Origin of the sequence: Nonlabens sp. MB-3u-79, from assembly GCF_002831625.1 — a bacterium.
Classification (GTDB): Bacteria; Bacteroidota; Bacteroidia; order Flavobacteriales; family Flavobacteriaceae; genus Nonlabens.
The window spans coordinates 578438-590983 of sequence record NZ_CP025116.1 but is presented as its reverse complement, the minus strand read 5'-3'; the positions used below and the strand labels follow the sequence as shown (position 1 = coordinate 590983).

The 12546-nt window shown below is 34.7% G+C and carries 13 protein-coding genes and 1 tRNA gene; 9 read left to right on the top strand and 5 right to left on the bottom strand.

Translation table 11 applies throughout. The features are described 5' to 3' along the window. Window positions 1–27: 27 nt before the first annotated feature. The 4 genes from CW736_RS02665 (at window position 28) to CW736_RS02650 (ending at window position 3105) form a co-directional block, all read left to right on the top strand. Window positions 28–112: transfer RNA gene (locus CW736_RS02665), tRNA-Ser, on the top strand. Between the two features lie 928 nt (window positions 113–1040). Next, the gene (locus CW736_RS02660; protein ID WP_101012436.1) at window positions 1041–1742 is read left to right on the top strand and encodes a hypothetical protein; all 702 of its coding nucleotides are present in this window, start codon (window positions 1041–1043) and stop codon (window positions 1740–1742) included. Next, on the top strand, window positions 1729–2481 hold the full coding sequence (locus tag CW736_RS02655; RefSeq protein WP_101012435.1) for a hypothetical protein: 753 nt from the start codon (window positions 1729–1731) through the stop codon (window positions 2479–2481). The genes CW736_RS02660 and CW736_RS02655 overlap by 14 nt, the downstream gene beginning before the upstream one ends. Window positions 2482–2694: 213 nt before the next feature. After that, window positions 2695–3105, top strand: coding sequence for a hypothetical protein (locus tag CW736_RS02650; RefSeq protein ID WP_232735401.1), 411 nt, complete (start codon window positions 2695–2697; stop codon window positions 3103–3105). 471 nt (window positions 3106–3576) lie between these two features. Here CW736_RS02650 and CW736_RS02645 read toward each other — a convergent pair whose 3' ends face one another. Further along, window positions 3577–4692, bottom strand: coding sequence for an NAD(P)/FAD-dependent oxidoreductase (locus CW736_RS02645; protein WP_101012434.1), 1116 nt, complete (start codon window positions 4690–4692; stop codon window positions 3577–3579). A 257-nt stretch (window positions 4693–4949) separates the two neighbouring features. After that, on the bottom strand, window positions 4950–5363 hold the full coding sequence (locus tag CW736_RS02640) for a BLUF domain-containing protein (protein ID WP_101015003.1): 414 nt from the start codon (window positions 5361–5363) through the stop codon (window positions 4950–4952). 199 nt (window positions 5364–5562) lie between these two features. Here CW736_RS02640 and CW736_RS02635 point away from each other — a divergent pair, with 199 nt between their 5' ends. Further along, the gene (locus CW736_RS02635) at window positions 5563–6027 is read left to right on the top strand and encodes a CBS domain-containing protein (protein ID WP_101012433.1); all 465 of its coding nucleotides are present in this window, start codon (window positions 5563–5565) and stop codon (window positions 6025–6027) included. Between the two features lie 8 nt (window positions 6028–6035). Here the strand turns inward: CW736_RS02635 and CW736_RS02630 are convergent, their stop codons facing one another. Further along, a complete protein-coding gene (locus CW736_RS02630; protein WP_101012432.1) occupies window positions 6036–8294 on the bottom strand; it encodes a response regulator in 2259 nt (752 codons plus the stop codon). Window positions 8295–8500: 206 nt separating this feature from the next. Between CW736_RS02630 and CW736_RS02625 the strand changes: the two genes are divergently transcribed. The 4 genes from CW736_RS02625 to CW736_RS02615 are packed head-to-tail and all read left to right on the top strand — an operon-like array spanning window position 8501 to window position 11275. After that, window positions 8501–9091: a HupE/UreJ family protein gene (locus tag CW736_RS02625; protein ID WP_101012431.1), complete on the top strand. Its 591-nt coding sequence runs from the start codon at window positions 8501–8503 to the stop codon at window positions 9089–9091. Beyond that, window positions 9079–9213, top strand: coding sequence for a hypothetical protein (locus CW736_RS14310; RefSeq protein ID WP_262493802.1), 135 nt, complete (start codon window positions 9079–9081; stop codon window positions 9211–9213). Before CW736_RS02625 ends, CW736_RS14310 begins: the two co-directional genes overlap by 13 nt. A gap of 53 nt (window positions 9214–9266) precedes the next feature. Then, window positions 9267–9695 (top strand): deoxycytidylate deaminase, encoded by a 429-nt coding sequence (locus CW736_RS02620; RefSeq protein WP_101012430.1) that lies wholly within the window; start codon window positions 9267–9269, stop codon window positions 9693–9695. Continuing rightward, entirely contained in the window at window positions 9695–11275 is a 1581-nt protein-coding gene (locus CW736_RS02615; protein WP_101012429.1) for a S41 family peptidase, read from the top strand. The genes CW736_RS02620 and CW736_RS02615 overlap by 1 nt, the downstream gene beginning before the upstream one ends. Before the next feature lie 75 nt (window positions 11276–11350). Here the strand turns inward: CW736_RS02615 and CW736_RS02610 are convergent, their stop codons facing one another. After that, window positions 11351–11551 carry a hypothetical protein gene (locus CW736_RS02610; protein WP_101012428.1) on the bottom strand — a complete coding sequence of 67 codons (201 nt, stop codon included), beginning with the start codon at window positions 11549–11551 and terminating at the stop codon, window positions 11351–11353. 248 nt (window positions 11552–11799) lie between these two features. Beyond that, window positions 11800–12402: a MarC family protein gene (locus tag CW736_RS02605; protein WP_101012427.1), complete on the bottom strand. Its 603-nt coding sequence runs from the start codon at window positions 12400–12402 to the stop codon at window positions 11800–11802. Window positions 12403–12546: the final 144 nt, after the last annotated feature.

The following is a 12546-nucleotide window of genomic DNA, read 5'->3' as shown; positions in this document are numbered from 1 at the left end:
TATTGCAAACTCTAACGGAGAACAACTAGAGAGGTGGCCGAGTGGTCGAAGGCGCACGCCTGGAAAGCGTGTAAACGGCAACGTTTCGAGGGTTCGAATCCCTTCCTCTCTGCAAAAGTGAATCTAAAACCACTTTTTGGTGGTTTTAGATTTTTTCAAAAAAAAAGAGCAACAAGCCTAGCTTGACAGCTCTTTTTTTTTGAAAAAATTTAATCCTGCTTTTTCAGCAGGACTTAGATTCATATGCTTGTTCAAGATTCTCTTTTGGGATCAAGGTAGTTCATCCCTTCCTCTCTGCAAAAGTGAATTTAATCCTGCTTTTTCAGCAGGACTTAGATTCCTATGCTTGTTCAAGATTCTCTTTTGGGATCAAGGTAGTTCATCCCTTCGTCTCTGCTTTAACCTTTATAGTCATATGATTATAAGGTTTTTATTTTTTAAGGGGTGTAATGAGGGGCATGAAGTAATGACTTATTATATACACACTTTAAGTGGTATCATCATATAGAAACCATAAGGAACTCTATACGTTATTTTCTTATTTGCCTCTGTTGCAAAGGCTAAAAACACTCCCGTAATTGTCCAAGGAACTCTTTAAACTTATAGCACATTAATTTCACTACCCTGATCTGACTTCGTTTTTAAGTTGTGAATTGGAATTTTCAGCCCTAAAGGTAATTCCTGCTTACTGTGAAAAAGAAACCTTCCATGTCAATTTCTAGAATTGAAATACGAAGAAGGTTACTTACTCATGTTTTTCATGTTGATTTAGATCAATATGTCAAGGAATGAGGAAACCCGCAACCTAAATTAAATGAATAGCATTTTATTTGTTAAATCAATGACCTGTTCACAAATCCATCATCAACAAAACAGGTGCCGAATACTTTAACGAATATCAAAAGTTTTTCTTCCTTGTGACAATAAATTGGAAAGGCTCCTATCGCGAAAAGTTAATCGCATCCAGATCATATTGTAGGATATGTATTACATTAGGGTGCTTATAACGAGTTAGGGGTAATTATGAAAAACATCTGTGAATGAATGAACATTTAATAGCAATCATTATTTTATTGCTTTATTTCTCACCAATATTTTACCAATTGGTGATTGTAATAAAAGAACGGAATCGAGGAAATCGATTGCCATTCAAAAAATTTATGAAAATTGTAAAATATAGTTTTATGGTTTTAATCCCATGTTTAATTGGTTTTGGAATAATTAGCCATACAAATTATCTTAATTACGAAAAGCCAATGACTTTCGATAAATACGACCAAATTACGTTTGAGAATTTCAGAGGTTTGGAGTTTTTTAAAAAGTCATTATATGGTAACGAACGATTTGCATATGTAAACACTACAATCGAAAGTGAAATTGATGATAATACGGTGACCATTCAATCCCTATTTCATCCATCTCGCTCTTTTGTTTATAACAAACAAACATATAGCAAAGAACTATTGAGCCACGAAAAGTATCACATAAAGATAACAGAGCTTTTTACCAGAAAAGCCAAAGAAAAACTGTCAAATCTTAATACTTTTAACGAAAATAAAATTGAAGGAATTATTGACAACACAAGAAAGGAAGAAAGAGAATACCAAAAAGAATATGATTACAACACTTTTCATAGTTACGTTTTGAGCGAACAAAAACATTACGAAAAAGAAGTTGATAGTTTATTAAATAATTTGACCAAATTTAAAAATTCAAAAATAATAATTGATGAAAATAATTAAGTACGCATTTATAGCATTCATGTGCCTGACAATAACTAATTGCAAAACAGAAGAAACCAAATTCGCCCTTGATAAAAGATATTGGGACACTAAAGATTACGACAAAGCAGTTCTCGAATTAAGATATGGATATGAAAATGATGAAAAATTACCGACTTTCGACAATCCAGAACAAAGAAGAATAGTTGAAAAACTAACCGACCACCAAAACTATAAAGTAGTTTTAGAAGACCAAGAATTGGGAATAAATCATCGCAATGAGGTTGCAACCGCTTTTTTTAATGAGTGGAAAGATATGAGCCAGATTTATACTGCAACTGACAGAAAAGACAAATATCTATATGATAAAGAAATGCTGGCGGTTTGGCAATTTGGCTTAGGTCTGCAATTAAAATATTTCAAATTAGGTAATGACCAAATTAAAGAAAATGCAGATGACCCAAATTCATCAAGAGTAAAGAACAATGTAAACTCGAATGTCAATACTTTGATAAAAAATTATTTAATTTATTTAGACGAGATTAATAATGAAGATGCGTTTACCGAAGAAGGAAAAGGCAAACTAGCGGAGGGAATAAATAATTATTTTACAGAATTAATCGAACTTTATCCAAACGCCAATTATACCGGAATGGAAAACAAAGCTGAATTGATGTTAAAAAAGAGTGAATCCGAAAAAATCAAAGCTTCTTTAAACAATTTAATTGAGTTAATCAATTTAAAGAAAGCGCAAGAATAACTACCCCTAACACCGTATATAGCTCATAGCTAATTAATTGTTTAATCGATGTCTAGGCATATTTGCAAGTCCGCCAAATTTTTAAATTTGACAATTTCCAAGTAAAAAGATAAATAGTAAAACTTAAAAATTCGGCTTGTGTATAATCCGAGAGTTAGTGTCTTTTTTTAGCGCTACTTGCCATATACGCAACTGTTGGCAAACATATACGAAATGACGAAAATCAGATATACAAAAGAGAGATTAAGAAGTAATTCAAGGATGGGAATATTCTTTTTAGCAATCGGTATTATTCTCGTTTTGCTATCTTTTATTACCTCAGAATGGAAAGAAATTTCACTCGCATCTATCGGAATTGGACAAATTGGAGCTGGAATTTTTATGTTTATAATTTATTATTTTGAAAACAGAAAACAATATCTGACTCTAAAAAACGGAGAATTAATAAAAAACAGTCTATTTCCAAAAAAAATAAAATTAGCCGAAATAAAGTCTATAAAGGAATTTGCTGGAGACTTAAAACTGATTACACAAAAAACTGAATTTATAATTAACACTCAAATCATTGAACCGAATTCTCTAATGGAATTGAAAACTGAATTGAAAAATTATAATCTGAAATAAAAATACGATTTGCCAACACCGTATCCTATGAAAAGCCTTTTTAGAGTTCTCTAATACAATATCTTATTTTAATTACTTTATAATGAATATGTTGCTGTAGTGTTTAACTGTTGGCAATCCTTTTCTATTTGCTGATGATTGTCAATAGTTAAATACTAAATAACTCGCTCCGCATCCTATATGTGATAGACTCTTCGACCTTCACCAGCATCTGTATGATTATGAGTTATAATAAACCGGTCCACTTGCTATAAAGTGTGATCCTTACTAAATACTGTCGGTCACCTAGGTTGTTTTGTGATTCAGGTCTTTAATACTTGATTGTGAGCTTGGTCATTTTTAATATTTATGTTTTTACTCTATGACTCCTATTTGATAGGGAATCTCTGTTTTTATAACTGCTAGTGTTCTACTGAGTAGTTTTCTTGCTACTTTTTTATGGTATAGAATTAAAGTGAAGCGACATTTTTATCAATCCAATAGATCGGCCAACTCTTCACCTATTAAACTACCTATAGCAACGCCCATACCACCTAATCGAACGCCGCAAAACACATGGTCGTTGAGCTGTTTTACAATAGGCTTTTTAGTAGTGCCTATACCCATAATACCCGACCAGCGGTGGTCTATTTCAAAAGTAGTGTGCGGTAAAATAGTGGTTTTCAGAAGTTCTTCTAGTTTGTTTTGAATGAGCTTTGTTTGATGGAAATCTGTAGTTTCTTCCCCTTTAAAATCAAGATTTCTACCGCCACCTAATAGGATTCTGTCTTCTATATTTCTAAAATAATAGTAACCTCTATCCAGATGGAAGGTTCCTTTGATAGGCAAGTCTTTGATAGGTTTTGTAATGAGCACTTGTGCCCTGGCGGGTTTGACGGTTTCATTTAAAAGTTGCGAGGCAAATCCATTAGTCGCTATAAAGACTTTTGAAGTTGAAAAATCAAAGTGATTGGTTTTGATATGTACCTGTGCTCCATTTTGTGAGATATCTTCTACACTGATGTTGTTTAAAATTTTGATGTTCTTTTTGTACACCAGTTCTAATAAAGCGGTCATCATTTTACCTGTATCAATCTGCCCCTCAAAAGGATTAAAGCTGCAACTCTCTTTGATGTTGTTAAAGTGAAAACTGTTCTCTTTTAACGAAAATACAGGAGCATTAAATACGGGATGTAATAACTTATTGACTTCATCTCTTTGATGATTGCAAGTGGCATAGAGTTCTTCATCAGACTCTAAAAAAAGCTCATAGCCGCCTAATTCTTGATAATCGATGGCTTTATCACCCAATGTGGTGCGCATTAATTGCAGTCCAGTTATGCGTTGCCTAACCAGTTGTAGGACCTCTTCTGGACGCTGATGTTGTAAATCATCTATAAGTTCGCTCAAACTGCCAAAACAGGCAAAACCTGCATTTTTAGTACTGGCGCCTTGAGGTAAAACTCCTTTTTCCAAGATTAATATACGGGCTTTTGGGAAGCGTTCTCGTAATTTCAAGGCACAGTTAAGACCAACGATACCGCTACCCACGACAGTGAAATCTACGTCGGTAAGCCAGGACTTTATTTCCCAATAGGACAAATTCATAGCCTGTGTTGTTGAGTGGTGAGCAAAGTGTGAAGCATCAAGGGGTGAATTTATGAAATATGTAATAAAGTAGAGCACTTATCCAGCTCATCTGGCTTTTAAAATAGAGACTTGGAAAAGACAGGAACTAAGGGCCAGGTGTAAAAATATAAAGTTGCCCATTGATATTTAAAGCTATAGAGCTATAACTTATACGGGATGAGCCTGTTGGAACTTATAGAATGTGTGCCATTTTGATGCTAAATGGCAGTTGCTATCTAAAATTCACCTAACATATCAAAAGGTTTGAGAAGTCTTTTTAATTTATGGTTGGTGCTGTTAGATTTGTCTAGGTTGAGGTAAGTAATAAGTGTTTTTAAGTCATCAGAATTTTTCACAATATCAAAAGTTGACTTATAATTATCAAAGACTGGCTGCGTAGTACGTTTGTTATATACTTCGTACATCTCTGCATGTCTGGGGTCTTCTTTAATCTTTTCAAACAATGGCAGTAGGTGCTTTTCATCCCCTTCTAGAACTTGAAAAAAATTACCTAAGGAATGCAAAAGAATACCGCTTACTCCGTTCTTGTTATTTGCCTTAGATGTGTAGTTGAACAACTCCTCTATATCTTGCTCTTTGAGCTCGGGCGCTGTTTTACTGACGTAACAAATAGTATAAAGAGATTTCATAAAAATAGCTTGATGGTAAAGATATATTATTTGCACGAAATTAGAAAGACGGCTTAAAACCATCCTGTAAAGACCTGATTTACATATGTTTATTTTAATGTTTTAAAAATATTGTGGAATGTTTTTATTAGAAATAAGCTGAATATAAAACATAGTGAGAAATTTAGTATCTTAATAGCGGATTTAAAATCAATAAGCCATGGGAATCAAGAACTTTATGGGAAAAAGAGAAGTTACAACTGGTCATGTCCCACAACTATTTCAAGTAAAGGATTACATGACTCGCAAGTTGATCACTTTTTCTCCAGATCAAGGAATTACAGAAGTCATGGAAATCTTGCTCAAGCAAAGAATTACTGGTGGGCCTGTAATAGATGCAAATGACAATTTAGTAGGCATTATAAGCGATACAGATTTAATGCACGTCATAGGGGAAAGCCGTTACCACAACTTACCATTAGGCAATAGGAAGGTGAGCGATTACATGTCTCCACAGCCTACCACAATAGATCAAGAAGCAGATATTTTTGATGCTGCTGCTCGATTTCTTAGAAGTGGGCGCAGACGTTTTCCTGTGACTAAGAATGGAAAGTTGATAGGTCAGATCTCTAGAATGGATGTCATTATCGCTGCTATGCAACTTAGAGGAGATCAGTGGCGATAAACAAGAGCTCAAAAAGAATACAAGGCCTTTTGATCTTGTATGTTTTTTATGATCACCTGTTTAAAAGTGCTGACATCATAAGGCTTTATGATAATATCATCCATACCAGCGTCTAGAATATTCTGTCGCATTTCTGCAATTTCTACAGCTGTAAGTGCTATTATGGGTACATGATGATCTCTTTTGATGAGCTTCGTAGCTTCTAGTCCATTCATAACAGGCATGTTCACATCCATAAGAATAAGGTCGTAGTGTTTTGTTTTTACCGCATCCACAGCTTCCTGGCCATTCTCTGCAATAGTACACAGCACGCCATCCTTTTCGAGAATTTTTTTAGTCACCATTTGATTGATTCGGTTATCCTCTGCGATAAGTATATTTTTCCCTTTTAAAACAGTACTGTCAAGGGGCACTGGCTGATATCTAACGTTATATTGAGGAGTTGCTTTTTGGATAATTTGATAATCCAATTCAAAACTAAAAATAGAACCTTGACCTATCTCTGATTCTAAATGAATATCAGATCCAGATATATTTAATAATCGCTTTACGATAGGCAAGCCCAGTCCCGTTCCTTGATAGTTGTAGCTGTGTGAGTCGCCTTGTTTGAACTCTTCAAAGATGTATTCTTTTTTATTTTGTGCTATACCCTCACCATTATCTTTAATTGAAAAGGCAAGGGTGATGTTATCAGCCTCAATTTTCTTAGTAAACAAGGTAATATCTATAGAGCCTTTTGTTGTAAACTTATTGGCATTACCTATTAAATTCATTAATATTTGAGATAATCTAGTAGCATTGCCATGCAGCAACACGGGTGTGTCAATAGGTAAATGAAGATTGATGACATTTTCATTCTGCCTGCGCATGTACTCAAATGTGGTGACTATTCGCTCGATTAAATCACGTAGGTTAAAATCAATCTGCTCGTTGTCTATTTGGTTGGAATCAATTTTATTGATTTGTAAGACGTCATTAATTAAAGCAAGTAAATAATCAGCCGAAAACTTGAGTGATTTCAAGTCTTCCTGAACGCTTTTGTTTTCATTATTTTCTAATAAGATAGTACTCATTCCAATAACCCCATACAAAGGAGTGCGCAACTCATGGCTCACCGTGCTGAAGAAATCACTTTTTGCTCGAGCCAGTTTTTCTGTTTTGGTCTTTTCGTTCAGATAAAGCTTGTTCTTTTCTTTAAGTGCCTTATTGAGTTGTTTTCTTTTTTTAGATAGATTGAACGTAAATAAAAGTCCTAAAAAAGCAACTAAAAAAAGTGCGATAAGTCCGTAATTAAAAACGGTCTTGTTTCTCATTTTCTCCCCTTGCAGCTGACTTTCTGCTTCAGATGTTGCGAGATCTTTTTTATATTGATCTATTTGGAAGATAGCGGCTATTCTATTATTTTCAATCGCGTTTTTTTCCTTTAAATTTGCCTCGTGAACCTTTTCGTATTTCAATCTGTAGGTAAAGGCTTCATCGTGTTTATCTTGAATAGCAAGACTGCGAGAGTAATAATTGTAGGCTATTTCTAATTCTCCTTTAAGGCCACTTTTTTCACCCAAAGAGATAACATTTAACAACAAGCTATCTGCCTTTATGCAGTTCCCAGTATTGAAATAATAGTCTGCCATCATATTATCTATGCTGGCTCTGTAAACATCATCTGTATAATCTTTAAATTTTTCGCTATTTAGAAGGTCGAGAATAGGTTTGACTTCGTCCCATTGCTCCTTTTCTTTGAGGGCATCAGCATAATTGTGATAAATGTATTGAAGGCCTAAAGTATCCTCAGTCGCCTCATAAGTTTCTATAGCTTTAAGAGTGTATTCTTTGCTTATTTCTTCTTTTTTGGGGTCTAATGAATAAATACTAGCAAGGTCTCCATAGGTATTTGCTAGAATCGTTGGGTCATCTAACTTTAGGGCAAATTTATGGGCGCTTTCAAAATTTTCAATAGCCGCAATGGTATCGCCTTGATTGAGGTAATCATAGCCCAAATAACCATAAGCTTTGCTGGTGTATAAAAGATCTTCCTCTTCCAGCGCAATTTTCAACGTCTGTATGTTGAGTTCAAAAGATTCTTTATAAGCTCCTCGAGCAAATTGGTCATAAGATCTACTTAACAAAGAATCCATAAGAATTTCTCTTGCTGTTAGCTTTTGTGGGTGTGGTATTGCAAACTCTTGTGCGTTCAGAGAGAAACTCACTATAACAAGGAAAAGGGTATAAATATTTTTGATAGGGATCTTTATAAATATAGAAGACAAAAATAATTTTTTTTTAGTCTAATGCTTCCTATATCCTTATAAACTTGACTTTTAGCTATAATAATTACAGTTTATCGGTTAAAGTTGACTTTATAATCCTTTTTAAAGACTTATTTTGAGCTCTTTATGCAAACTCATATACAATAGGCTTTTATCCTTTGGGTCTAAAGCTTATTTTTGATCATACCTAAATGCATTCTTAACAAATGGACGATTTTATCTTATATATGACAGAAGGTTTTTACCACGTCATGAACTTTAATGTAGGCGCATACGATCATGTGCTTTTTTTTATTCTTATAGCGGTTCCTTTTCTTTTTAACAGTTGGAAAAAACTAATTGGTTTAAGTCTCGCTTTTACGGTAGGACATATTTTATCTTTATTGTTAGTGATCTACGGGAAGGTCACCTTTAATAGTTCGTATATAGAGTTCTTGATCGTTTTAACCATAGTAGTAGCTGCTTTGTATAATATTTTTACAGCAGGAAATCGTCATCGAGATAATCACAATTGGATCACCATGATCATCGCTTTGTTTTTTGGAATTGTTCATGGTTTTGGATTTGCAAATGGTTTTAAAATGCTCGCTGCAGGAGCAGAAAGTAAGTTACTGATGCTTTTAGAATTTGCATTGGGAATTGAGTTAGGTCAATTACTGGTTATTCTGGTGGTGATCATACTTAACTTTATCTTTACGGGAATCTTCCGTTTTAATAAAAAAGAATGGGTACAAATCATCTCTTCTATAGTTTTAGGAATGGTGATACCTTTATTGATTGTCAGGTGGATTTTTTAGGTCCCGCTTTCGCGAAAGCGAAACAACAACAAGCCTATACCGCATTTACATCTATCGAGATGGTAGAATTAGTGCCTTATGAGAGAAGAACCGCAAAGAGCAGCTTGCTCATAGTAATTTAATAGAAGAAAAGCAACTGCTTGAATAGGTAGGCTTCTTTGATCCAAATAAAGAATTGAAAAAAGAAAAACAACATAGATACGATGTCGCTTATTTAAGAATGGCGATGGAGTGGGGCAAACTTTCACATTGCAATAGACGTCGAGTAGGAGCGCTTATCGTAAGAGATCGCATGATCATAAGCGATGGGTATAATGGAACACCTAGTGGTTTTGAAAACTTCTGTGAAGATGAAGAAGGCTATACCAAATGGTATGTACTTCACGCTGAGGCTAATGCTATTTTAAAAGTAGCCGGTTCTACACAAAGCTGTCGTGATGCGACTTTGTACATCACCATGTCGCCTTGTAAAGATTGTAGTAAATTAATACATCAAAGTGGCATAAATCGTGTAGTGTACATGGAAGGCTATAAAGATGATAGCGGTTTGCAATTTCTAGAGAAAGCAGGAGTTATTATAGAACAAATAGAACAAGTCGATTAATGAAAAAAAGTTATCTATACTACCCATTATTTTTAGGGATCTTCTTTGCCATAGGGATATGGTTAGGGAGTGTTCTTAATCAAAATAGTATAGGTAACGATTACATTGCCTCTTCCAGTAGTGTAAAAAAACGCAAACTTAACAGATTAATTGATCTGATAGATCAGCGCTACGTAGATAAGATCAATACCGATAGTATAGTAGATGTGACCGTAAATGAGATCATGCAAAATCTGGACCCGCATTCGGTTTATATTCCTAGTGACCAGGCAGAAGATGTAGAGAATAGCATGCGAGGCGATTTTGTGGGTATAGGAATTCGCTTTTTTGTGAATCAAGATTCTATTTCTGTGTTGCGAGCCATTGAAAATGGACCTAGCGATAAGGCGGGTATTAAAGGGGGTGATAAAATCCTCTATGCTGATGGAAAGCCGCTTTTTGGAATAAATGCTGTTTCTACCAATGCGCTCAAAGGGGAAGATGGATCTAAGGTGATGTTGGGCGTTTTAAGACCTGGTGACCAAGACATCATCAATATTCCTGTAACTAGGGGTAATGTGGCTATAAAAAGTGTGGATGCCAGTTATATGTTGAGCGGCACTCTAGGCTATATAAAAATCAACCGCTTTGCTGAGACCACAGAGGCAGAATTTAAAAAAGCGATTAAAAATTTAAAAAGAGCTGGTGCCACTCAAATCGCACTGGACTTAAGAGATAATCCAGGGGGTGTTTTAAGTGCTGCGGTAGAAATAGCAGACGAGTTTCTGGAAGAAGATCAACTTATTCTCTTTCAAAAAGATAGAAACAATAAACGCAAAGACAGCTATGCTACCGATAGAGGTTCTTACGAAAACAGCAATGTGTTTATATTGATCAATGAAAATAGTGCCAGTGCTAGTGAGGTAGTTGCTGGAGCATTACAAGATAACGATACAGGGACCATTATAGGGCGTAGGAGTTTTGGTAAAGGATTGGTGCAACAAGAGATCAAATTAGGAGACGGAAGTGCTGTACGACTTACTATTGCCAGGTATTACACACCCACTGGAAGAAGCATCCAAAGGCCTTATGACAACGGTAACGAAGATTATTTTAAAGAATATATAGACCGTTATAACAATGGAGAGTTAGAAAATGCTGCCAATATTGAAGTAAACGATTCTCGTAAAAAAGTCACTCCTGGTGGTAAAGTTGTTTATGGTGGTGGAGGTATTATTCCAGATGTTTTTGTAGCTAGCCCAGAGGGTTATGTGCTACAAACTCTGGATTACTTAGGTAGAACAGGATTTGCAGACCAGTTTGTGAATAAATACCTTCAAGAAGAGGGAAGTGTTTTGAGAACCATGTCTCAACAAGATTTTATAACCGATTATAAAATTCCAGAACAATTGATGGAAGAATTTATACAGTATGCACAGTTGTACAATACGAGTATTAAATTACCAGGTTATAGAAATGAAATTGCATTGATCATAAAGTCTGCTATGGCCGAACAGTTGTTCACTACAGAGCTAAAAGTAAAATTGCTAAATCAAGAAGATCTTATGATTAAGAAATTGCTCGAATTGAGTCGTGATTAATGAATTCCAAAATAAAATTAATCAAACCACGTAGCTTGAGTCTCCCGTAGTAGGTGTCATCAATTCTTTAGCCTCTTAATTATCTTCGTATTTCTGAGATATTTTTTTAGAGACAATCATGATTCCCATTAAAGCCACTACACATAAAGCAGCTAAAATACTTATGGCAGCCACCTGACTGTCTCCTTGAAGAAAATGGTTAAAATCGAGTTTAAACACATTGAAAACAATGCTAGCAACTGCTAAAATCCCAATTAAGTAAAATGTGTATTTCATAATGGTATGCTTCAATTAAAAATAGATGGTAAAATCTACGGTGGCAAGTTATATATTTTTAACCTCTTATCAAGTTAAAGAAATCTTGTTTTTAAGGTATTAAAAACTAAAAAATACAAGAGAAATTTTTAAGGTCATGCATCTTTTTTGGAGCAAAAAGAAAGTCATTTTTCTTTTACGAGCCAGTTCTCAGCACTTTGATAAACGCAATACAGGTCTCTTTCCAAATATGTGTCCCGTTCTCCTTTTTAAAATAATTCTTGAATGTTTGAAGTAAATAGTTTTACTGCAATCGCTAGCAAGATGACCCCAAAGATTTTTCTAATCACATTAATTCCTTGTTTACCAAAAAGTTTCTCTAAGCGTCCGGAGTTTTTTAGTACAATATAAACAAAGCCTATGTTCACGATAATTGCAATAATGATATTAATGGCTGAGTATTCAGCTCTTAAAGAAAGCACAGAGGTAAGCGTTCCTGCACCCGCAATTAATGGAAAAGCAATGGGTATGATGGCCGCTGTTTCTGGGGCATCATCTTTATAAAGTTGGATGCCCAATATCATTTCTAAAGCAATAAAGAAAATAATAAGCGCACCAGCAACCGCAAAAGAGTTGACATCGATCCCTATAAGGCCTAACATGCTTTCTCCTACAAACATAAAAACGATCATTAAAATACCAGCAACAATAGATGCTTTTTCACTTTGAACATGACCTACTTTACGTCTTAAATCAACAATGATAGGAATACTACCTACTATATCGATGACCGCAAAAAGAATCATTCCTGCTGTAAAAGCTTCTTTAAAATTAAAGGCAGTAAAAAAGTTTATAAAAGCGTTATTCTCCATTAAGTCTGTTTTTTCAGCTTGCAAAAGTACTGCTAATAAGCAGTTTGATAAGTCATGATATAGGTTAAATAAACATTAAATCTGTGAAAAGGATAAAGCTCTTAAGGCGAGTAATTTTAAACAACATAGGTTGGAAAAGCCATT